We start from the raw sequence: 23,332 nt of genomic DNA on the forward strand, positions 1-23,332 counted from the left end.
TCCTTATCGAAAAAACCTAGTGAGTTTTATCCTTTTTAAGGACATCTCTCCAAGCTTGCTCTTCAGATTCGGTTTTGAAAATTTCTGTATCTGACATTTCCGATAAATCTTCTTCTACTTTGTTATGTCTTGGAGTTGGCATGCTACAGGGTTTATTTCGAACTTTATTTACACGCTCCACTGCATGTGGTTGAGGATTCAAATAGATTTTCATATAAGTCCTTTTTAACCATCACTATAAGTATAAGTATAGTTCGTTGTAGACACGATGGAACATAGCGGGCACGGCTAATTCGTTCTTGGTGACCGACTATTGTAGGATGCGACCCTGGCGCCCCATTCCAATAGGTTTTTATTGCAATCATCTTTGTCTAAAATGACCTCAATAAAGCATAAGGCATCCGCTTTTTTAGCCTCTGCGATTGCATCAAGAAGTGTTTGATGCGTAGGGGCCCTAAATGCGCGGGCATTTACTTGTTCCCCATTAAAAGCATCCACTAAATCAGCATAACGCCAATTATTAATCACATTATACGGGCCATCATGAATTTGAACTTCAATCGTATACGAAGCATTATTCATTAAAAAGATAATCGGTTTAAATCCATAACGAATGAGCGTTGAAAGCTCTTGGGCACTCATTTGAAAAGAACCATCACCAATCAAAGCAATAACACGTTTTTTATTATGAAGTGCGGCTTGCATTCCCAGAAGCGCCCCTACAGACCAACCAATAGATCCATACTGCATTTGAATTTCAAACGGGCAATTTTCTGGTAAATTGAGACGCATGCCATTAAACCATGAGTCACCAGTCTCCGCCAACACCCCATAATCACTACTTAGAAGTTTCTGAATTTGCCCAAATAAAAATCGGGTAGTGAGTGGTGAATTCAAATCATCTGGCTCGTTATATAAAGGAGCGGAACCAGCGATTCGTTTGTACGCTTTGAGTGATGCATCATTGAATTTCAATCGCTCCTTTAAGCCATGTAAAAACTCATTCATGTATACTTCGGTATACACTGTTCCTGCGATAGAAACACTCCCATCCGCAATAACAATAAGCTTCTTGGGTTGGATATTACACACATGACCAACCGTCGTATAATCGTTGAAATTTGGTCCTATAAAGAAATACAGGTCACTTGATTCTACAATTTCGCCACATCCAGGAGAGCTGACAGGCCCCCAATAAATGCCAATATAATTGGGATGCTGCTCTGAAACAAATCCCTTGGCATCAGGCATTGCAGCTAAAGCATAGCCGCAGGCTTGGCTTAAGGTTTCGATCATAGAAGTTGCTTCGCAAGGACGAGATTTACTGCCTGCAATCAATACTGGCTTAGTTGCTGCATTAAGTTTAGCAGCGGCATCCTCAATTGCGGCTGCAAGAGATGACGTATCACTCAATTTTTTGACATTAAGCGCCCGTTGCGTTGGCGGAGAAACACTAAGTCCTGCAATATTGCATGCAATTTCAATATAAACGGGTTTTTTCTTTGCAAGCGCAATCGCAATAGCGGTATCAATTTGCATGGGCGCATCACTTGGTCTATGAATAAACACACTATGTGCAGTAATTTTTGCAAAAATTTCGCGAACATAGCTGTAATTTTCGGTCGCCAAAGTATGGTGTAGAATTTCCGCATCTTGTACTGAATTTGTATTTGGTCCCCCTGAAATGACAATGACAGGCAGATTCTCAGCAAAAGCACCAGCAACAGCATTGACCGCACTTAAGCCGCCAACGCTAAAGGTAACAATCAGTGCAGAAACTCCTTTTATACGTGCATAACCATCAGCTGCATAACCTGCATTCAACTCATTACAGCAATTGATCATGTTTAGTGATTTATTTTTTAACAGTTCATCCAATAAGCCCAAATTATAGTCACCAGGAATAGCGAAATAATCGTTCATGCCTAATTCTTGGAGGCGTTGTGCGAGATAAGTACCTACAGTAGCCATAAGGAATCCTTTTCTTTAAATTACTGGTAACGCGTTAAATTTATTATGGCAGCGGGTTGCTCTTTCTTCAAGGAATTCATTGAACACCCACCCCGTAGCAGTAAAACGTAAGGACGTAATTACTATTTTAAATATTCAACAAAATAATCCCAAATTCTACGCCAAACATAAGGATTCATGAAATACAAACCATGGTTTGCATTAGGCACTAATAACATATCAAAATTTTTATCTGCCTTAATTAACGCATCAACAAATTGCAACATGTTGGATGGATGAACATTATCATCCAAATCACCATGAATCAGAAATAATTTACCTTGAAGTTTATCAGCCCGTGGATAATTTGATTGCAGTGTGTAGTCTACATCGTTTGGCATACCCTGATACCGCTCGCCCCAAAAAGCTAAATAACTTCGTAAATCCTGTAATCCGGAAACACAGACCCCTACTCGATAAAAATCAGGATAGTCCAATAAAGCTCGAGTTGCAGCATATCCCCCTGCAGATTGCCCCAAAATTCCGACCCGATTGATATCAATATAAGAATGCTGCTTGGCCAGACTTTTAATGACCGCAACATGATCCTCTAATCCACCTGCACTTTCTAAATGTTGATAGGAGTACTCATGAAATATTTTAGAACGCAAAGGCGTACCTCGCCCATCGATGTTGACAACGATAAAACCTAATTCCGCTACACTTTGAGGCCACCAGCAGCCATAAAGATATTCAGGAGGATCATAACAATACGTTTTAGGAACTCGAGTTAATTGCGGCCCAGGATAAATATCATCAATTATTGGATATTTTTTCTTTGGATCAAAATCAGTAGGGAAATAAATAACACCATAAATATCAGTTTCTCCATCCGCACCTTTTAGGCAAAAAGGCTTAGGCTGTTTATATCCTAAAGAAAAGAGCTGGGAAAAATCAGCCTTTTCTATGGTATCGAGCTCTAGGCCATTCTTATCACGTAGTTTTGTGATTGGAATGGAATCCATAGAAGAATAATAGTCAATAAAATATTCTTGGGATGGTGAGAAGACAATTGAATGATCCGCTGTTTCTGGTGTCAACAATTGCACGTCATTTCCATCCAAGCGGGCACGATATAAATAACGGAAATAGGGATCAACACCCGACTCGTTCCCATTAGCCAAAAAATAAATCCATCGATGTTTCATATCAACATGGAATACTTTGCGAACCATCCATAGACCTTGCGTAATGGGATTTTTTATTTGCCCCGTTTGTAAATCATGTAAATAAAGATGCGCCCAACCGTTATGATCGGATAACCAAATAAATTCATTTGAGGCTTCGAGTATTCGCGTGTAATTTTGCCACAAAATTAATTGACTGGGTTCGAGATACCCTTTGGACTTTTCGGTAAGGATGACGCGCAGCTTTTGGGTCGCAACATTTAATTCGCATAAAGAAAGTTGATGATTACCTCGTTCTTCTTTCAAAAGAAATATTTTTGTACTGTCTTCATTCCACCAGACATAACCTGCTTCAATTGGAGAACCCACCAATGCGGGCATCAAAGGAGGCATGTCGATTTCGTACAGCTTCTTTTCCCTGACATCAACCCAACATAATTTAATTTCTGGAATGATTTCATCACCTAAAAAAGGAATATGCGCCTCAAAAACCTGGGGACGAAAAGAACCATCTTCAGGAGCATGTTGTAATAATGCCAATTTTTTTACATGTTCTTGATTGCATCGAAAAGTTACAATTTTTTGTGAATCAGGAGACCAAATAGCCATAGGCGGTAGTACTGTTTGAGTACGACGCAGCGTTAATGAAGTTAAATTAGTATCAGGGGAAGCTGCATATGCATTCGTTACTGTGCCATCTGTAGTAAGCTGATATTCTTTATTTTCGTCAAATGAAAAAAGAAATAAATTATGCTCCTTACTGTATAAATCCCAACGCTCATCTGGTGAGCGAACTCTTGGAACAATAGGAATGGGTAAAAGTCCCCATAATTCCATGATCGTGGGGCATCGAGTCATAGCAGCCGTTTTTTTTGCCTCAGGAATACGCGAGAGCACCTGCGTTGTTCGATCATATTGAAAAATAAATTGCTCAATATGCAATTGCAAAATGTGTTCGTCAAAAAAATCAATTTGATTGATTGGCAAGGCAAAAGCCTTGATTTCCCGATTTAACTGTTTAGCAACTGTTGCTGCCACTACTTTGTGGTCAAAAGCGAGCTCCTTGGTTTTGCTTTGTAGATTAAAAATTAAATATTCATAACCTTCACTCGTATCATGCCGATAGCAAATACGCTTATCATCGGGGGACCACGCAATTGAAGGTTGAAGGTTTTTTAGCAAACCAACAACATTTTGCGGAAGAAATTTTTTTGCCCGCTCATAACGCTTTTCCCGATCTTTTTCCATAATCATGCCTATTGCTTTTGACTTTGCTGCATTTTGATGATCATGTCGTCTAAATCACTATAGACCCAAGCTTCAGCGATTTGATGATTACTATCCAAGCGAAAAATAGTAATGCCACTATAAAATACAGGGATACCTGTTGCGGGAATTCCCAAAAACTCATGCTGATGGGTACCCAGGCCATGCCAGCGCGTTACGACTTTATCACCACTCACGATCAGATCATCAATAGAGTGCATCAGATCCGGAAAAGCGTGATACCATTGCGGTAGCGCTTCTTTAAAATTCTGTAAATTGGCTGCTTGTTCATAGCTAAAGTGAATTACGGTTTTTGCAGAAAAGAGCTCATCTGCCAGGGCAGCCCTTTGCTGATTCCACAACTCATCAAAAACTCTTCTCACTGTTTTTTCTATTGCTGTGTCTGTCATGTTCTTTCATTCCTTGCTCAATAGCCCGTCAGAATACCAATATCTTAAGCGGCTGGATTCTGCGGGGTATTCGTTAATTCCTTAGTTTGATTTTTATATGCTTTAACTTTTTCGATTTGATTAAATATATATTCATGTTTATTTACTAAAGTAGAGTACAATTTGGAATTAAGCAATGCAGCAATATCAAAATCTATTAATCGTTCTATTGCGTGTTCATTTTTTAAAACAACAAGCGGAATTATTGCTGCGAAGAACCACACTCAACAAAGTTCCTCCTCGCGAATCCTCCTATTTGGTTTTTGTTTGCATATCCTGCTCAGATAATTTCTGTACTTCCTGCATCCATTCAGAAAGTGCATGTTGTAAGGATTCATTTCCTGACATCAAATAAACGTGCGTATTAATTCCCGCAGTTCCATTTGTAGAACAAGCACCCTCTACTAATAAAGCTTTGGCTATGGCATCGTCTTCTGAATATTTCTGAGCTGGCGGCGCATTTGCATCAATAAGAATCCACTTATCTCGTTTCGGCTCAAAGGAAACAGTAATCCCATGACGCGGCCCATGTCCAATTATAGCTAAGCCTATAGGATTTATGGAGCAGGTTTACTCAGCATACTAGTTGCAGCAAGAGCACCCACCGTAGTAAATCCTAGTGCTAATGCCGGTTTAAAAAAACTAAACTGATTTGTTTTTTTCTCTGAATCTACTTTGGGGTCTTCGAGCATTGTTGGACCTTGTGGCGGGCTTGCATTCACAATCATTCCTTTACGTGCCTTAATCGCTACTTTGGAAAAAAGGATGTTATCCTTTTTGGCTTCCATGATGTAATCACCTGGTGGAACATTGATGAAGGCAACCCCACCATCCAGTGACGTCGATGTTAATTTTTTGACAAAAGGATTTGTTTTGTGAACTATCGGAAAAATCCCAAAATAAAATGTTCTTACATCCACTTTAGGTGATAAAGTCACGGTAACACCTTCAACTCCTTGCGGGATGTCATCCATGGTGGTATTGGGTGGTGTAACTGTTGCAGCAATTTGACATGCTTGCGGGTCTTCAATTTCCCCCATTGCGAAAGAAAGAAATCTATAGGCCATATTTGAAGGAACTTGAAATGAAATATTTTTTAGGAAATTCGCATCGTTGATTCCCTCGGGCGGAACAATTAAAGTCGCTGTTTGTATTGTCTTATATCCGGTCCAAAACGATCCAGATTTCTCAAAAACCAAGGTAATCGGTTCTCCAACGGGCCACGCGAAGGGTCCAAACTTTCCCGAAGAATCCGTCTTAAATTTTAACTGCTCGTGTTCAAGAACCGTAATTGTTGCTTCTGCAATCGGCCAACCGGATATAAATGAACGGGCAAATCCAGATACCAATGCTGTTTTCATAATAAATTCCTTTTAAAAGCGCGTCCCCACCAATAATCACTCAGTACTCTTAATGGGTTCTGGAAAAAATAGAAAGCCATAATGCATGAATTAAGGGATAATCTATAACAAACTAATCGACTTACGGAAGTAACGTAATGTGATATAGAAAAAAGTAGACCCGATACACGCAAGTGCTGCCAGCTGCGGCCATATGATATCTAAACCAGCCCCCCGGAACAACACCGATTGCGCCAGCATAACAAAATGAGTGATGGGTGCTGCGAGCATGATGGTACGTACCAACTCAGGCATATTTTCTCTTGGTGTCATACCTCCAGAGAGCATCTCCAGAGGTATAATAACCAGGATCAGTAATAAACCGAATTGTGGCATGGAGCGGGCTATAGTTCCCATAAAAATACCCATGGATGTTGTCGCAAATAAATTCATCGCACTTCCTAATAAAAATAAAGGGATGGAACCTTCAATAGGAATGGCAAGTAACTGATGCACCACGATGACCAGAGAGAATGAACTGACTACTAATACCACCAAGCCCATAGCACAAAGTTTACTGGTCATGATTTCAAATGGAGTAATAGGCATCACCAACAAATGCTCAATCGTCCCATGCTCACGCTCACGCAGTAGTGCGGCTCCTGTAAGGACAATTGAAAGCATGGTCACATTATTAATGATTTCCATAACGGCCCCAAACCAAGTTTTACTTAACGTAGGATTGAAGCGAACCCTCAACACTAAATCTACTGGAGGAATGACAATTTCGCGATAATGTCTTAAAAACTCACTGACTTCCCCATTAATCATGGTTTGAATATAACCCGAGCCGACAAATGCTTGACTCATGCGTGTTGCATCGACATTTAATTGAATAGAGGGTTTACGGCCAGCCAATAAGTCACGTTGAAAATTGGGGGGGATATCCAGGGTAAAAGTATAAGTCCCAGAATTCATTCCAGAATCCATCTCGGTCAAATTAATGAGCACGGGTCGAGTAAATTGTGGCGGATAAAATGAATCGGTAATCCTTTGTGATAGAGGAGATTGATCTTCATCGACTATGGCTATAGGTGTTTTATTCAGTGTTTCAGGTAACGCCGTTGCAGCCGCATAAACAGAAACAGTAAATGCAAAAATAATTAATATCAGCATAATCGGATCACGTAACATGCCCCGTAATTCCTTAACTGCCAGATAGACTATATTACTTATAGCCATTTTACTGCTCCTGTTTCTTGATAAAGCACAAACAAAGGGCCATTAATATGGGTACTGCAAGTAATAACGAAAAAAGAGCACCATGTAATTCATTAAAACCCAATCCCTTGGAAAAAATGCCTCGTGATATATTCAGAAAATAAGTCACGGGATAAATTTGGCCAATCAAAGCTCCTAATCCTTCAAGAGAGGATACAGGTTCCAATATACCTGAAAACTGCGTTGCGGGAAGAATAGTAAGGATTGCCGTACCAAAAATTGCGGCAATCTGGCTGTGCATAAAAGTAGAAATTAAAAATCCCATCGATGTCGCGATGACGACATAAATAAAAGCTGCCATCAGAAAGGTTAAAAAACTACCGCTAATAGGCACTTTGAAAAAGAATACAGAAAGTGCAACCAACGAGAGGAAATTAAATAAGGCAAGGCCGATATAAGGCAGTAATTTACCAAGCAGGAACTCCATTTTAGTAACTGGAGTGACATATAAGTTGATAATGGAACCCAATTCTTTTTCGCGCACTACAGCAAGTGCCGTTAATATGGAGGGAATCAGCATTAAAAGTAAGGGGATCATCGCAGGAACCATAGCCGGTAAACTCTTCACATCAGGATTGTAACGGAACCGTGTTTCTATATTGAAGTAATTCTGCAGATCATTTTTTTTGAATTCAGGCAGGTTATTCGCCAGCCAATGCTGATGTAATCCCAGAATATAGTTTCTTGCCGTTTCCGCACGCTGGGGCATGACGCCTTCGACCCAAGCGCCTATTTGGACTTCCCTGCCTCGTTTGATATCACGGGCAAAACCATTGGGTATTTCGAGTGCCAGATTCAGTTCCCCCGAACGCATTCTTTTGTCTAATTGGTTATAATTTATAACCGGCGGATACTCACTAAAATAGCGTGAGCCCGCAATATCAAGCACATAATTTTGGCTGGTAGTACTTTGATCGCGATCCCACACAGCAAAAGATAGATTTTCAACATCCAGATTTATACCGTAACTCATGATGATCATGAGAATGACACTACCTAAAAAAGCCATAATCGCACGAATAGGCTCACGAATCAGTTCTAGTGTTTCCCGCCGGCAATAACTGTACATACGTCGGATATCAAACGCTATATTTCTTTGATTTTGTTTTGCGAGCAGAAAGGAGCGTTGATTTGTCCTGTTTGTTGATGAAGTAATTTGGCTCGTGGACTCTTCTTTTCGAGCCTCCTCAAGGTAACAGATAAAGGCATCTTCGAGGGTTTTGGTTTTTTTTATTTTAATCAGATTGGCTGGTTTATCACTGACTAATACTTTTCCCGCATGCATCAAAGAGATGCGATCACAGCGTTCTGCTTCATTCATAAAATGAGTGGAAATGAAGATGGTGACCCGATCCTGGCGGGACAAATCAATCATTAATTGCCAAAACAAATCACGTGCCAAAGGATCAACACCAGAGGTGGGCTCATCCAAAATTAAAATTTCCGGCTGATGGAGTACCGCAACTGCTAATGACAGTCTTTGCTTGTACCCTAGCGGCAAAGAATTAGGGTATTCATTAAGAACATCGGTTAAATAAAAACGGTTTACCAAGCGATTAATGTGCGCATGGACCTGTTCCTTGGGTAAATGGAACAAGCGAGCATGCAGTAATAAATTTTGAAAAACCGTCAGTTCTGCATATAACGAAAAGGATTGCGACATATATCCAATTTGTCGACGTATATTAAGATCATGAGCATCAACTGTTTTACCCAAAAGCCATACTTGCCCCGCACTTATTGGTAATAATCCAGTCAGCATCTTCATGACCGTTGTTTTACCACAACCATTGGACCCTAAAAAACCAAAAATCTCTCCTCGCTCAATACGAAAATTTACTGAGTCTACCGCGGTAAAATTACCAAATTTTTTGGTCAGGCCATTAGCTTCAATAGCAATTTCAGCAAACTCTTGCTGTAACCGTGGTTCAATTACTACCTTTTGATGATGCATTTGTTGTTCTTTGGGCAACAGGGCAATAAAGGCTTCTTCCAAGGTAGAAGTCTGAGTATGTGCCAACAACCGATTATGGGTTCCTGTTGCTAAAATGCCTCCATCATTCATCGCGACCAACCAATCAAATTGTGCCGCTTCCTCCATATAGGCAGTAGCTACCAGAACACTCATTTGCGGTTTATCTTGACGAATGACATTGATTAATTCCCAGAACTGACGTCGAGATAAAGGGTCAACACCGGTAGTAGGCTCATCTAAAATTAACAAATCAGGTGAATGAATCAGGGCGCAACATAAACCCAGTTTTTGTTTCATTCCACCAGATAATTTGCTTACTGGCCGATCTTTAAATGGCAATAGCCCGGTATTGGTTAACAATCGCGTAATATAGTATTCACGTTCTCTGCGCTCATGACCAAATAAGCGCCCAAAGAAATCAATGTTTTCAAAAACTGAAAGTGAAGAATAAAGGTTTTTTCCTAATCCTTGGGGCATGTAAGCAATGCGTGTGCATACGGCGTTACGATGAGAAGCACTCTTCATATCGCCGCCTAAAACTATGACCGTTCCTTGCTGAATCGCACGTGCCCCTGCAATTAAGGAAAGCAAGCTCGATTTACCTACCCCATCCGGACCAATAAATCCAACCATACAACTGGCAGGAATATTCAGGTTGATTTGCTTAAGTGCTTGCGTCTTACCAAACCATAGGCTCACATTATCAATTATTCCAATTCGTTTGGCATTATCTTCGCTCATTTGGCACATTCACTTGTAAATTGGCAGGCCATTTACTTTTAGGATTCAACTGGACATAAGCCATACCAGGTAACCCTGTTTTTACAGCATGGATGTATTTTTTTAGTAGTTCTGGAGCGATTCGTGCTTTAACACGAAACATCAGTTTTTGCCGCTCACTTGCTGTTTCAACAGTTTTGGGGGTAAATTGGGCAACATCCGCGACAAAAGTCACTTTTGCCGGGATTACATATTGAGGAATCGCATCAAGCACCAGATGTACGGCTGCACCTATCTGCACTCTTCCAGCTTGTTCTGTGGGCAGAAAAAAAACCATATACACATTGGTTAAATCGACCATATTTAATACTTTGCCCCCAGCAGCCAGTACTTCTCCTGGCTGAGCAACACGAAATTGGATCCGTCCATCAATTGGTGCAACCAAGGTGCTGTCTTTAATATCCACTTTCAGTCGCTCGATTGTCGCAGCAGCTGCATCAACGGATAATTCTGCACCATTAACTTGCGCTTCTGCGGTTGCAATCATTGCATCTTTTTCAGCAACCTGAGCATTGGCTGCTTTAAATACGGCCTCAGCACTATAAAAAAGCGCATTTGCTTCATCGAGACTATCTACTGAAGCAGCTCCTTTGGCGACCAGCTTTTGCACGCGAGACAACCGATTTCTTGCCAAACTTAACTCAGCTTGACGTTGAGCTACCGTAGCCTGAGCCACTTCCTTTTCATTTTTTCGTTGGATAACCTGGTGCTTGGCACTAATCACATTGCTTTGAGCTTCTTTATATTTGGCTTGCGCTTCACGAAGTTGCGCCTCAAGGGAATCGGTATCCATTTTGGCAAGCACCTGGCCTGTTTTGACGAAATCCCCTTCGTCAACGTAGATGGTTTTTATCCGCCCAGCAATTTTAGTATCAATATCAACTTCTATCGCTTCAATTCGTCCATTCCCACTGGCAAAATCACTTCCTAACGCCTTAGGTTGGAAATAATGCCAAAGTAGAAATAAAAGGATAGCTAAAATGATTACAGCCATTCCCAACAACTGTTTTGACTTCTTGTCCTGTATCATTTTATCAGCCCCTCATAGGCTATTTATTTTCATCAGGACTTACGCCCCCCATCTCTTCGTTAAAAAATGTTTTTAATTCGGTCATTTAGTATATCTAAACTTCCTCATTAAAAACATTTTTTGCCTCGACCTTGGCGTTTTTCGTAAGTCCTGTTCATATCAACATCAAGCGTCTGTTTTAATTTTACGCCCAACCCGCCTTAGTAGGTAAAGAGCGTTCAATTCAAGTTAATTTTAATATATTTCAATAAGTTTAGTTATTGAATAAAACAAATACCAGAGGCAATAAAAATTAATTGTCAATGCAACCTACCTTGGCAATAATGACATGCAGGCTCAAATTGCAGCTTTATATCTGGGCTCATCATCAACACTATCTCTTAACTGAGGAATGTTTTCTGCGGGTTGGAATAAAGCAAATTGTCTTCTTGAAAAATCGGGTTGCGCAGGCATCATATTAGGGAATTGCAAAAGTTTGCAATAATGGGCGGTAAGCAACATGCTTTCTTCAAGATTTAAATTGTTATCTTCATACCATCGAACTAAGGCATCATTATACTCAGCGCAATTTAATTGATAATCATCAGGTAAAAATTTTCCTAAATGCGGAACCGCCTTAAGATTTTCCCTAAAGAATTTGGTAATTTCTTTCTGGAAAGCATCATGTCCAGGGTTATGAATATCTGAAACCATATCAAACGAACAAACATGTTTTCCGTCGGCGTGTTGGGTAATAGAGACACCACCATTCATTCCCTGTAAATAGCGTAAATACATCCCCGAAGTGATGGGAAAATAATCGCGCTCACTGTACTCATGTAATGTTGTAAATACCTTTTCCAGAGCGATGACTACTTCATGACAATCTTCGCTCACTTCAAATAATAAGCCTGTGTCTTCAACATTTCCGGGATAACCTGTCTGATGATGAACTGAATCATACCAGCGTGATACAGAAGTCTCATTTTTGCTCCCAATCACAAGAGGAAGAACTATATATTGTGCAAATTGGGGAATCACATGCGGAAATTGGCACAAGAAATTGCTGACTTTCAGATAATCATAAATTCTCGTTTCCATTTCCTGTCTTACATGCGTTAAGGGCGTACGAGCATTTTGATCCTCACAGTTTTTTTCAACAGGACGCCAACGATAAACGCAGACATTTTTATAAGCTCGATTGGTCAACTCATCAGCTTGATAAGTGGGCATAATATAGATACTGGTATAAGGATCGCGCTCGAATAAACCCTGCTTTATTTCGTCAATTAATTGCGCAACACTCATGACTTCTTTATTGCATTCTAATTTTTGCGCTTCAATACATTGAACTTCAGCACTTAAAACAAAACCGAATAAACCTTGATGGCCTGAACATATGGTCTCAAAATCAGGATGGGAACTATCAATGGTTACAATCTCTCCATTTGGCAGACAGAGTGTCATCGATTTGATAAGGCCGGCTACACCGGGCTGATCTTTTCCAGTACCAATACCGCTGTTAGCGGCTAAACCAATAAATGAAATGTATGGATTTAAACTGGACGTCGGTAACGTAAGATTATATTGGTCATAGAGTTGTTGATTTATTTCGCCAACTTGCATACTGGCACCAATGGTAACAACCTGCCCCTCCTTATCAACCCCTTTAATTTCCGTAAATTCTTTCCCTACTAAACGAATTACAATATCAGCGTCTTCCACTCCATGTACCGAATAGGATTCACTGTATTTCTTTCCTCGACCTCCTGCAGCAGGCCTTACTAAAGTACGATCTGCAGGATCTTTCTTTTTATTTAAAGCAGTAATGAACTGCAAAACCTTGCTTAATGATTCAGTATCATCAATATCCAATACCAGAGCATCTTTATTTTGTCTAAATTTCGAATAATTAGTCCATCCGGTCGATGATTTAATATTTAACTGATTTGATCGAATAAAACGTATCAGTTCCTCACGCTCTTGTTGCGACAATGCCATCTTGTAACTCCTGTGTGTTTGGTTGGTCAAATATTATAACAAGTGCGCATTAAGAAAAGCTTAGCTGTTTTAATGAACTGCTTTCATGTTGACTCAAATCCCCATCCGGTTGAATTTCTTCGACTTCCATATCAGCGCGGATTCGCTCAGCGAAATTTCTCGAAAGAGGTTCTCCTGTAGCTGTTTGTGGTTTGATTGCGTCTACAGAAGAGAAAAAAAGCTTTTTATGCACAAGCGTGCTAACTTGTCGCCAGGAAGTTCTTCGTGTTTTCTTTAAGTCTGTAGATTTATCCACCAGTGACTGTTGCTGATTCAACTGCATTATCTTACTCTGATAATATACGGGACATAGTGCCCCCATAAGATTTTGTTTGACGTAGAAGGTTTTATTCACTTCAATAATTCGATCAATTGTTTTTTCAAGCTGCTCAATCAACTGTCGTATTTTGTCATGATCCTCTTTTAATTTGAGCTGCTCTGCGGAAAGCTCTTCGGCCTCATTCAACTCCTTGACTGCTTTATTTAAATTTTCTATGTATCTACTAAAATAAGAAATTAATCGATTCGCCAATTGAATGGGGGGATGGATTTGCCCTTTATAAATAACTGCAGGGATCAAATTATTGTTTAAAAAATTTTGGTTCAGATGATCCAAGATAAACTGCCAATCTTTACTTGGTTCATCCAGATTCAACACATCCCCTTTTCTTGGCTGAATTCTAAGAGAAGCTAAATATAAGTCGTCCTCACTGATTTCAAGACAATTATTTAAAAAATCCTGCAGGTCAGTGGTATTACGGCTGTATTTATTATTTAACAAGGTTTTGATTTCGAGAACCCTCATCAAAATCCCACCAACTGCTTCAAAACGGCTTAAAGGATAATGATTTCCATCAGTAGCAAAAGTAACATCAGTTAAAATAATACCTAAAAATGGCAAGGTCGTTCGATAAAGTCGATAAACTTCGCGCATCCATTTTGAATTTGATTCCTTGCTAACCATATGCTCCAATTCAGCAAGTGCTTTTCTTTCTTTGGACGATAAAAGTTCAAATGAATTGGATAATCGTAAAATATTATTATTATTCAATACGCTACAAATTAGCATCAGGTGGTTTAAATCAGGGTATTTTTCACCATCTAAAAGACAAAGCTCATGAGCCAACTCCAGCATGAATTGTAATGCATTTTTAATATTGTTACTTGGCTGACTCAATATTTTCTTCACAAAATAAGCGCTTAACTTGTTAAAAAATTGAGTTGACTTATCTATGTGTGGTGCATTTTTTTTAGATTCCGCTTTTGCCCACTCGCCGCCACCAAATTCTTTTATAAGTACGTTTTGATAAAAGTTGATCGTAAGAATACGCATTTCTTGAGCAAGCCGTTTTACCTCATACTCTCGCTCGCCTTTTTTCAAATCCATTGCGCGATCAATTAACCGATCAAAAGACTCTTGTGAGACTTCATATTCGGCAAGTCGTTGCGTTATTTGTTGATAGTTGCTTAATGCCGGTACATTAAAAACATCCAAATTATTTTCAATTAATGCCTCAAAAAGAGCATTAATTTGCATCCCCAATAAACCTAAACCAAACTCCTTATCAACATTATATTTGAAGAAGAGTTTCATTTGTAAAAAGACCAAGGAATCAGGAGTTATCCCTTCAATACACTGATAGGTAAATAATTGCCAAACAACATAATTAGCGACAATCTTCTGATGATAATCGAGATTTTTATATAATCGTCTCAGATTAATGAGGATGGTTATCAAATCATAAAAGCTCAGCAAACCTAAAGCTCTATGAGCGATTCGTTCAAAATCAAATTCACGTATTGATTCTGGTGTTTCCTTGCAGGCTGTCAATAATTTGAGAGCATTAGCAAGAGATTCTTTGTCAGAAATGGCAATCTCTTTTGATTCAGGGAGCGTTAAATTATTGCTGAGCAGCAAAGAAGAAAACTCCTTGAATAATTGAAAATTTCTATTTTGAATTTGTTTAGATTGAGCAGTCACAATCGAACATGAAGAAGACAGAATACTCAGCAGCACCTCTTGAACTGTGGCGGCTGAAAACTCACTGAAATCCAGAGCTTCACTTAAATGATATTTACCAAATCGCCTACAAACTCGTTCGAATAACGCCTGATAAGACGAATCCTTTTCTTGATGGGCAGCTAATAGCTTCTTGAGATAAGGAGTTAATGAATAAGGTTTTGTGGGTTTCCTATTAAGAACTTCCGTTTCCTCTTGCTCTTCCCCTGGGTCAAAATTAAGTACACGCCAGTTGATTTCTTGTAATTTGAATGATGGACTGGAAGAATCGACGCTATCTGGAGAAGCTAAACTATCTGATGAATTACTTCGGGAAGACATCAAAGGAAATGACTCATGAAAACTATCAAAAGCGCTCGAATTAGAACTACTTGGACGATTACGTAAATCAAGTAATTGAATTTTTGACAAATCAATACTAAGTATTGCCTGCCTTATCGCAGGATTGCCAAGAGCTAATTCTGGGGCTGTTTTATCATTAGCATTCTTTATTGAACGCTTTGTTTGCTTATGGTTAAGAAGAATGTTGACCGCCCAGAGTTGATCGAAAATAACCGCATCATGAAAAGGGGTATTTTCACTTCTATTCTGGGTATTGACCATTTCAGGGAAATGCTTAAGCAAAACATTCAAAGTATCTTGATTTTCTCCTCCATTGCGTACTGCGAAATGCAATAGAGTATTACCTAGTCGATCAGCTCTTTGCGCAACTGATTTTCGTTGCTCATCGGATAACAATTTATCAAGAACCTTCGTTTTGTTTTTTAATACTAGAAGATGAAAAATATTGCGTTCAAAAATATAAGTTCTTTCGATTAATTGAGGGTCTTTACTGAACCATAAATCCAGCTTTTTTAGGATCACGTCTTGATCGCTTTCTGTCGAAATCAATCTTAGTATTTTTTTTGTTCTCATTTGTCCACATCCTGTTTTATCTAAATACTACCTAATTACATTAACATGGCCCAATTTTAACCTTTATCAGATGTAAATATATATACAGAGTGTTGGATTGTTCACATAAATCTTAAAATATGATTATTAAACAATAAGATGCAGCGAAAATTTATAATTGACAACCCTGAAGAAAAAGTTGAATCTGAGTTGTAGAGCTTTCTTAATGTACTTGTCTTTTAAAGATTATTTGGAACTAAATCGCGATGGCAAATTTAAAAAAAATTATTTTCTTCTCCTTATATTTCTTCTTAAGTATCACCTATGGCCAATCGCAAGAACGTAATGAAATCCTAGTTAATTATAATTATTTAGGAACCTTTTCTAAAGAGATGGCGCAAGTAGCATTAAAAAAAATGCATCCACTTGATGCACTTGAAGCCAATTACGATGTAACTCTTTATAAAATCAACTATAAAACCCCAGCTCCTGATGGCCATATCACCACGGCCTCAGGCTTGGTGGCTGTACCTCATATAAACGATACACTAGGAATTGTCAGCTATCAGCATGGAACACGTTTCAACCATGAGGATGCACCTTCGAAGATGAAGGAAGGGGATGCGATTTATCCGGCTTTATTTTCCAGCCATGGTGGCTATCTAACCGTTATGCCGGATTATCTTGGCTTTGGAGACAACGAACTTCCACTTCATCCTTACGTACAATATGAAACCCTGGCCAGTAGCAGTATGAATATGCTGTTAGCCGCCAAGCAGCTAGCCAAAATAATAAAAATTGATCTTAATGACCAGCTCTATATTGGTGGTTATTCAGAAGGAGGATTTTCCTCTTTAGTACTGTTTGAGTTACTGACCACCCAGTATCCCGATATACCAGTTACTGCTGTTGCTTTAGGCTCCGCGCCTTACGACTGGAATGAAACCATGCAATTTATTATGCGCAATCCGGGGCCTCGAGCCACCGCATATTTAGCGTACTTTTTCTATTCGCTACAAACCTATAAAAACTATTGGCTCGATTTAAATCAGCTATTTGTCAGTCCTTATCATGCTACTATTCCTGAATTATTTGATGGGCACCATTCCACTAAGGAAATACTGAATGCTCTGCCGCAAAACCCAGCATTAATTTTTCAACCCGAATTTTTTGATGCCATATTGAATCATACAGAAGACAATTCAGAGAAACTGAAAAACTATTTCAATCATTATAGTTTTTCGCCAACAGCACCTTTATTGCTTGTTGGCACCAAGGGGGATACAGACGTTCCTTATCATGGGGCAGAAATAGCCTATGAACAGTTTAAGAAATCGGGCAGTGCTGTCTTTATTAAATCAGTAAGTGATACCCTCGATCATCGCGATGCTAGCCCCTATGTCTTTTATGAAATGCTCCAGTTCTTTAAGCGATTTCACCCTGAATAAGAATTAAAGATCCCTTCTCCCCTTGGGGAGAAAGTGCCCACTAACAAACTGTCGTTCCTGCGAAGGTGGGAACCCATATCTGACAAGGCGTAGTGCCAAATTTAAGAATAGATTCCCGCCTTCGCGGGAATGACAAGAATCCTTACCTTAATGGTCGCGCCCTTTCCCCTCGCCCGTAAACGGGGGAGGGATTTGTTCTTTAACTTAATAGAGTATCGCTCACGGACTTTGTTAAGTTCTTCCCGCCATAACACCCCCGTCAACATTGATGATTTCCCCAGTGATCCAGCTTGATTTGTCGGACAACAGGAATTCAATGGCATTCGCCACATCAGTGGCTTTGCCTACCCTGCCAATCGGGTGGAAGCTATTGAAATCCTGCAGCGATACTTCAATTTGATCTTCCTTGATGAATGACTTATAGATGGGTGTTACGACCACTGCAGGGGCTACCGCATTCACTCTGATGTTATGATCCGCAAGCTCCATGGCTAAATGTTGGGTGAATGAATGAAGACCCGCCTTTTGCATCGAATAGGCCGAGGAAGGCGTTGCCTTGACTGCTTGATGCGCCCACATGGAGCCAATATTAACTATTGCGCCACCTCCCTCGTGCTTCATCTTCTCTGCAACTGCTTGCGTAATAAAGAAAAATGCTTTGTTGAGGTTTACTTGTAGATCATAATCCTCTTCTGTATGGTCTAAAAAACTTATGGGTTTAAAATAGCCAGCTGCATTAATAAGATATTTTATTTTGCGCGTCTCATTTTTTATGTTCATAACCAATTGTGCGACCTGAGCATTATCATAAAGATCAGTAACTAACTCTTCGACTTTGCCTCCTACCCGTCTTATTTCATTGGCAGCATGCTTCAACTTGTGCTCACTTCTTCCCGTGATGAGTAAATCAAGTTCACTTGCGGCTAGTTTTTTTGCTGCTTCCAATCCCATACCACTAGAGCCACCTATAATAATGGCTAAATTATGATGTAACATGTCCCTCACCTTTTAGTTAGTAAACTATCTGTTCTGCTGAGTATGGGAGATATATAATCTTAAAAAAAGTAAGTACTTAGTGGTACAGTAGGTACTTATTGGTACTGATTATTGAATTATTTGAAGAACGCGTTGAACGAAAAAAAAACCTTAAAAGCAGCAACTATGGTTGAGACAATATACGGTTGTAAGTGGTCTCTTACCATCTATTCTCTTTTGCGAGATGGAATCAATCGTCCCGGGGAAATGGTTCGCCGTGTCGAAGGGCTCACCACTAAGGTTTTAAATCAATGTCTTAGAAAAAATCTTGAATTTGGCATCCTTGGTAAAACAACGTTTCACGAACTTCCACCTAGGGTTGAGTATTTCGTTACCCCATTTGGAGAAAAATTTCTAAAGATTCTCGATGAAATCGAAGAACTCAATCGTTCGCTTGAACCTTAGCGAGCCCTCCTAAGAACCTTAATTTATTTTAATGTACAAGAAAGGGGACCGTTATCCAGTTGCAATTCATTGCCGCCAGAATCCGTCATAAATTGGCCAATATAAGCTTGTTTTTGTTTATTGAATTGTGCTGAAAAGAAAATCCGTGGGCGATCTTTCTCATCTTGATCCATCGCGAGGAGCAGTAAATTATCAGCTCGCAGGCTGAACCGAGTAACATTCACTGGATAATCAAAATCAATTTTGGGTAAATCCCCAATTTTATTGGGTTGCGCAAAGGAAATAGCATCTTCTATTCCTTGCATATGGCAGACAACTGTCTTTTGCGCAGCCGATGCAGCACCACAGCCAACCAGAATCAGTAGCAATGATAAACCAAGACGTTTCATTAACAATGAACTCCCATCCTTAGGGCTTAGCCTTCTCCTTAATAAGGAATAATACCTTAGTCGGTATCACTTCACCAGTGACGTGCGAGGGATATCAATCGTTCGCCCTATTTTCTTCGCTCATATTCTGTTATGGATTCCCGCTTAAAAAATTTGACTTCGTTTGTCGCTTCAAGCGGGCGGGAACGACACGCTCATTTTAGGTAGAAACCGAAAAACTTTATTCGCAAGGGGTATAATTTGCCAACCGTATCTGTAAGCTGGAGGAACCAAATACGGTTGGATCTGAGTATTAATTTATGAAATTAAGCAACTACCAATACTAGGCTTAGGAAGACAGGTTTCAGAGTCTCCTTGAGTCCCATCTTGGACTGGTCGCCCTCTTCCTTGCTCTGGAATCACAGGCGCTACAACCGGCGCTGTGCGTTCCTGGGTGATTCCATTTTGAGTCTCTGCAAATAATCCGTGAGCTCTTGGTGCAGCAAGCTTCTCAGCAGATTTAGGCTCCTGGTTTTCCACAGTAGTTATCTCCTTTTCTTTTGCCATGGAGCTTGAGCCAACATGTCGATTTGTAGTGTTCTCTGGCAATGATTTGGCTCGTTCCCTGAAAAACTGTCCGTGTAACTCACCTACTTGAACTAAGGGAGAAGTATTTTTGTGCGACCTAAATCGGTTCATATGAACATAGGCACAAACCATATCAAGCAATTCCGTGGGCAACACAGCCAATTGATTTTCATCTTTATCTTCATGTTGTTCGAAAATCGGAAAAAATAGTTCTTGCTTACGATTACGATTGACGCGTTCAGATGCAAACACCCTTTCTATAATTTGTTGTTTTAATGCATAAGCCGCTGGGAAATATTGAATGTCATCAACAGTCAACCAGAAAGCTTTAAATTTTTGCGAAGGATCAATATCAAAGGGATCGAATGGTACGCATGCCTCCAAAGATATGTTCCCATAATGCGCTAAATTAATTGAAAAAGCAGGTTTTAGTTTGTGGCGTTCAAAATCAATCACTTCAAATTTTGGAAAATCACTTCCCTTAGGGCAAAAAGTAATCAACAAATCACCCAGTTTTACTTTCTTTTCATCAAATTCATTGCCTTCCAGGATAACAAAATCTTCTTCTCCATATAAATATCGATCTAACTCGTTCCATTTTATTTTTTGCAGTAATCTGATATTAAACTTATAGCCATTAAATACCTCACTTGCATAATATCTCGCTTCATCATCCGTTTGTTGTTTATCTCGAGGATAATCGACTAAAATTGGCGAATAAGAAGGATAAAAATTAAAAAAAGCCGGATATGTAGTATAAAGCATATGCCACATTTCAGGGCTAATACCGAGCGCGTTGGCAACCTTGAGACCATTATTTAGCTCAGGGTATTTTTTAATACAATCCACCAATAAGCGGCATTGCCGCATATAGGCCTGAACGTTAATCTGTTTCCGTTTTGGAAGCCAGCTTGGCCTTTTTTCTTCAGCTTCGTCCGTTCCGTGTAGCATCCCCAAAATTCGCTCAAGAATCTCCTTTGCCTCGTTTTTCAACGGATGATCTGCAATGTCCTGTATAGGTTGTGCGGAGGTCATTTTTTCTTTTAATTTCTGGCAGGCATTTTGGAATGGGAATACCCCTACAATCAGCTCGCCTGGATCAATCTCTGCTAAAGCAACATCCAGCAAGTCGATTTTTTCTCTTAAACTGTGTTCGGTGGAGAGCTCAAGATGCTGCGCAATTTCTGCTAACATGTGTTCTTGTAGTTTACGCTTGCTACCAGAAGAATGATTTGCAATGCTTTGTACAAATTGAGCTAACACAGCGCTTAATTCTTCCGGGCTATTTAGGGCACCCGCAGGCAATAATTTCGCACCGCGAATATAGGCCCATTCAAAATCTATTCCTTCTAAATTCATTGCCGACAGATCCATACCATCACAATTCACGCAATGTAACTGCACGCCGCCCAGTTTCGCATCGGTAAAATCAGCACCGAACAATAGAGCACTGTTCAGGTTCACTCCAGCAAGAAAAGCCCCACTAAAATTGGTCCCTCGAAGGTCAGCTTCTCTAAAGTTTATGCCTCTTAGATTAAGATAAGAAAAGTCCACACCGGAGAAGTGCCCAACACTAAAATTGGCCCCAGCCAAAACATTAACAAATTGATTTGGATGTAGTTTCAGGTGCTCCAATAAATTAGCGCGATGAGCCATCGCTTTATTCGCAATGCCCTCCGTTGGCCAACTAAAGTATCTTATATATATATCATCAATTGCACGAATTTCTTCTGAAGCAGCACGAATCAGTTCCAAGTGGTTCTTGGTGGCTTCATCTAAGGGCAGTTCCTGCATGGCCTCTGTTAAGTTAGCGGGTAAGACGTTGCAATCGCGGGTGAGCGTATAGCAAATAGTTTCTTCGGCAGTGAGAGGCTCATTTGCCAGGACTTTGCGCTTTAGCTCTTGATAACGTGGGGTTCGCTGATAAAACGCTGTAAACTGATGGCCAGCAATTCCATCCGCATGGCTTAAGTAATCGATGATAAAATACGGTCGGGTTATCATTTCTAGTGTGGCATCAACTACTGCGGTTTTTGATTTAGCCATCCATCGGGCATTAAGCAAATCCTGTGGCGGTAAGTGGCGTAGAATCGACATCATCATTTCGTCAGGAAGTGAAAAAAAAGGATTGTCTTGATTGATATCTTTAACATCTTCTGTTACATCAAGTGCCTTACTCGGTGCGGCCGCAACAGCTGAAACTGCCTTTTCATCAACATCATGCAATTGCACTCCAGATAGCTGATGAAGAATCTGTTGCAAGTGCTCCTGAAGCACCCGCACTTCGACGAGAATACTCTGATCATGATAGCGCCGCTCTTCATCTCGGTCATTAATATGCGACGTCACCTCGTTTATATGCTCCAGCAACACAGGAAGACACTTAAAAAATTGCGTTAACTCATGTTCAAATGAATCGCCTAAAGCACTGGATTTGCCCGTAGCAAGCAATTGCATCGCATGACTGAGTAGCCTTAGCTCGGATTCAATACCATCCCATTTTTGGATTAATTCATTAAGTACGGGTTGTAACTCGAACACCGCGGTTACGTATTGGTTGGTACGTTCTGTTGTCGCATAAATATCTTCATGTGTGTCTTTGGGAAATGTATAGTGATGGAAGAATTCATTAAGAACATTTAAATGTTCTAGCAATCCTTTTGCCTCTTCTTTTGCTTTTTGTTCTGCAAATTGTCGTGCACGTTCTGCTCTTATCAGCGCTATTTGTTCTTGTTGATTCTGATCGTGTTTGTCGTTCATGGGATACCTACTTAAAAATTAATAATGAGCTCAGCCAAAATGCTGCACCTGTTAAGTAATTCGAGATAAAAAATTGCTGCTCCCAGGAAATCTTGCTCAATTCGCTGTAGGTATTATTTGATTATGTTTAAGAAAGGTGATGAAAAAGGTTTGATCAAAACGTAAAGCAACACACATAGTGCTTTTGTCGTAGGTTTTTATTATTGGATTGTTTTGAGCACACTGATAACTTAAAAAATCTATCTCAACATAATTTCAGCTTATTGATTTAAGATTGCCTAAGTTGTATCAGTCCTCCGCTCATACAGATATTAAACCATTTGATACTTATCTGTATGAATAGCTCATTAATTGACGCCATTGTATCGTTCAATTCTTAAGGAAATATTAAATAAATCAGGCGATGGATCATTTTTCAGGGCGATTTCATCAAAGTTTAAAAACCAATCACTTTTCTTAAGTATTGAGTAGAAAGAGCAGCTTTCATTCTTTTTAAAGCAATACCATCCTGAGAGGATTTGTCCTCTTCCAGCAATT

The 23,332-nt window shown here is 39.7% G+C and carries 17 protein-coding genes; 2 read left to right on the plus strand and 15 right to left on the minus strand.

The window, feature by feature from the left end; genetic code table 11:
- Window positions 1-16 precede the first annotated feature (16 nt).
- The 11 genes from ELY20_RS06975 to ELY20_RS07025 form a co-directional block, all read right to left on the minus strand.
- Window positions 17-214 (minus strand): hypothetical protein, encoded by a 198-nt coding sequence (locus tag ELY20_RS06975; RefSeq protein ID WP_110141794.1) that lies wholly within the window; start codon window positions 212-214, stop codon window positions 17-19.
- A 74-nt stretch (window positions 215-288) separates the two neighbouring features.
- Window positions 289-1,971: a thiamine pyrophosphate-binding protein gene (locus tag ELY20_RS06980; protein ID WP_110141793.1), complete on the minus strand. Its 1,683-nt coding sequence runs from the start codon at window positions 1,969-1,971 to the stop codon at window positions 289-291.
- A gap of 122 nt (window positions 1,972-2,093) precedes the next feature.
- Window positions 2,094-4,385, minus strand: a complete 2,292-nt coding sequence (locus ELY20_RS06985) for a S9 family peptidase (RefSeq protein WP_110141916.1) — start codon at window positions 4,383-4,385, stop codon at window positions 2,094-2,096.
- 8 nt (window positions 4,386-4,393) lie between these two features.
- Window positions 4,394-4,813 (minus strand): ester cyclase, encoded by a 420-nt coding sequence (locus ELY20_RS06990; RefSeq protein WP_110141792.1) that lies wholly within the window; start codon window positions 4,811-4,813, stop codon window positions 4,394-4,396.
- A gap of 44 nt (window positions 4,814-4,857) precedes the next feature.
- On the minus strand, window positions 4,858-5,076 hold the full coding sequence (locus tag ELY20_RS06995; RefSeq protein WP_110141791.1) for a hypothetical protein: 219 nt from the start codon (window positions 5,074-5,076) through the stop codon (window positions 4,858-4,860).
- A gap of 333 nt (window positions 5,077-5,409) precedes the next feature.
- Window positions 5,410-6,213 (minus strand): carboxypeptidase regulatory-like domain-containing protein, encoded by an 804-nt coding sequence (locus ELY20_RS07000; RefSeq protein ID WP_233590517.1) that lies wholly within the window; start codon window positions 6,211-6,213, stop codon window positions 5,410-5,412.
- Window positions 6,214-6,315: 102 nt separating this feature from the next.
- Entirely contained in the window at window positions 6,316-7,434 is a 1,119-nt protein-coding gene (locus ELY20_RS07005) for an ABC transporter permease (protein WP_110141789.1), read from the minus strand.
- Between the two features lies 1 nt (window position 7,435).
- Window positions 7,436-10,189: a ribosome-associated ATPase/putative transporter RbbA gene (gene rbbA / locus ELY20_RS07010; RefSeq protein ID WP_110141788.1), complete on the minus strand. Its 2,754-nt coding sequence runs from the start codon at window positions 10,187-10,189 to the stop codon at window positions 7,436-7,438.
- Entirely contained in the window at window positions 10,176-11,258 is a 1,083-nt protein-coding gene (locus ELY20_RS07015; RefSeq protein ID WP_110141787.1) for an HlyD family secretion protein, read from the minus strand. Before ELY20_RS07015 ends, rbbA begins: the two co-directional genes overlap by 14 nt.
- A gap of 336 nt (window positions 11,259-11,594) precedes the next feature.
- A complete protein-coding gene (locus ELY20_RS07020; protein WP_110141786.1) occupies window positions 11,595-13,238 on the minus strand; it encodes an FAD-binding protein in 1,644 nt (547 codons plus the stop codon).
- A 49-nt stretch (window positions 13,239-13,287) separates the two neighbouring features.
- Window positions 13,288-16,212, minus strand: coding sequence for a RasGEF domain-containing protein (locus tag ELY20_RS07025; RefSeq protein WP_110141785.1), 2,925 nt, complete (start codon window positions 16,210-16,212; stop codon window positions 13,288-13,290).
- A 245-nt stretch (window positions 16,213-16,457) separates the two neighbouring features.
- Between ELY20_RS07025 and ELY20_RS07030 the strand changes: the two genes are divergently transcribed.
- Window positions 16,458-17,639 carry an alpha/beta hydrolase family protein gene (locus tag ELY20_RS07030; protein ID WP_165831578.1) on the plus strand — a complete coding sequence of 394 codons (1,182 nt, stop codon included), beginning with the start codon at window positions 16,458-16,460 and terminating at the stop codon, window positions 17,637-17,639.
- Between the two features lie 231 nt (window positions 17,640-17,870).
- Here ELY20_RS07030 and ELY20_RS07035 read toward each other — a convergent pair whose 3' ends face one another.
- On the minus strand, window positions 17,871-18,635 hold the full coding sequence (locus ELY20_RS07035) for an SDR family NAD(P)-dependent oxidoreductase (RefSeq protein WP_110141783.1): 765 nt from the start codon (window positions 18,633-18,635) through the stop codon (window positions 17,871-17,873).
- Between the two features lie 120 nt (window positions 18,636-18,755).
- Between ELY20_RS07035 and ELY20_RS07040 the strand changes: the two genes are divergently transcribed.
- Window positions 18,756-19,079 (plus strand): winged helix-turn-helix transcriptional regulator, encoded by a 324-nt coding sequence (locus ELY20_RS07040; RefSeq protein ID WP_233590518.1) that lies wholly within the window; start codon window positions 18,756-18,758, stop codon window positions 19,077-19,079.
- 23 nt (window positions 19,080-19,102) lie between these two features.
- Here ELY20_RS07040 and ELY20_RS07045 read toward each other — a convergent pair whose 3' ends face one another.
- The 3 genes from ELY20_RS07045 to ELY20_RS16975 form a co-directional block, all read right to left on the minus strand.
- The gene (locus ELY20_RS07045; protein ID WP_110141782.1) at window positions 19,103-19,468 is read right to left on the minus strand and encodes a hypothetical protein; all 366 of its coding nucleotides are present in this window, start codon (window positions 19,466-19,468) and stop codon (window positions 19,103-19,105) included.
- A 297-nt stretch (window positions 19,469-19,765) separates the two neighbouring features.
- The gene (locus tag ELY20_RS07050) at window positions 19,766-22,795 is read right to left on the minus strand and encodes a pentapeptide repeat-containing protein (RefSeq protein ID WP_110141781.1); all 3,030 of its coding nucleotides are present in this window, start codon (window positions 22,793-22,795) and stop codon (window positions 19,766-19,768) included.
- 436 nt (window positions 22,796-23,231) lie between these two features.
- A partial coding sequence (locus tag ELY20_RS16975) for a hypothetical protein (RefSeq protein ID WP_233590492.1) occupies window positions 23,232-23,332 on the minus strand: 101 nt, incomplete at its 5' end.

The organism is Legionella qingyii, assembly GCF_003990155.1.
Classification (GTDB): Bacteria; Pseudomonadota; Gammaproteobacteria; order Legionellales; family Legionellaceae; genus Legionella; species Legionella qingyii.

Bases quoted from the DNA above. Each gene is read 5' to 3' on its own strand.
- ELY20_RS06985 (WP_110141916.1), bottom strand. From the start codon at position 4,385: ATGGAAAAAGATCGGGAAAAGCGTTATGAGCGGGCAAAAAAATTTCTT.
- ELY20_RS06975 (WP_110141794.1), bottom strand. From the start codon at position 214: ATGAAAATCTATTTGAATCCTCAACCACATGCAGTGGAGCGTGTAAAT.
- rbbA (WP_110141788.1), bottom strand. From the start codon at position 10,189: ATGAGCGAAGATAATGCCAAACGAATTGGAATAATTGATAATGTGAGC.
- ELY20_RS06980 (WP_110141793.1), bottom strand. From the start codon at position 1,971: ATGGCTACTGTAGGTACTTATCTCGCACAACGCCTCCAAGAATTAGGC.
- ELY20_RS07005 (WP_110141789.1), bottom strand. From the start codon at position 7,434: ATGGCTATAAGTAATATAGTCTATCTGGCAGTTAAGGAATTACGGGGC.
- ELY20_RS07025 (WP_110141785.1), bottom strand. From the start codon at position 16,212: ATGAGAACAAAAAAAATACTAAGATTGATTTCGACAGAAAGCGATCAA.
- ELY20_RS07050 (WP_110141781.1), bottom strand. From the start codon at position 22,795: ATGAACGACAAACACGATCAGAATCAACAAGAACAAATAGCGCTGATA.
- ELY20_RS07020 (WP_110141786.1), bottom strand. From the start codon at position 13,238: ATGGCATTGTCGCAACAAGAGCGTGAGGAACTGATACGTTTTATTCGA.
- ELY20_RS07030 (WP_165831578.1), top strand. From the start codon at position 16,458: ATGGCAAATTTAAAAAAAATTATTTTCTTCTCCTTATATTTCTTCTTA.
- ELY20_RS06990 (WP_110141792.1), bottom strand. From the start codon at position 4,813: ATGACAGACACAGCAATAGAAAAAACAGTGAGAAGAGTTTTTGATGAG.
- ELY20_RS07000 (WP_233590517.1), bottom strand. From the start codon at position 6,213: ATGAAAACAGCATTGGTATCTGGATTTGCCCGTTCATTTATATCCGGT.
- ELY20_RS07015 (WP_110141787.1), bottom strand. From the start codon at position 11,258: ATGATACAGGACAAGAAGTCAAAACAGTTGTTGGGAATGGCTGTAATC.
- ELY20_RS07045 (WP_110141782.1), bottom strand. From the start codon at position 19,468: ATGAAACGTCTTGGTTTATCATTGCTACTGATTCTGGTTGGCTGTGGT.
- ELY20_RS07035 (WP_110141783.1), bottom strand. From the start codon at position 18,635: ATGTTACATCATAATTTAGCCATTATTATAGGTGGCTCTAGTGGTATG.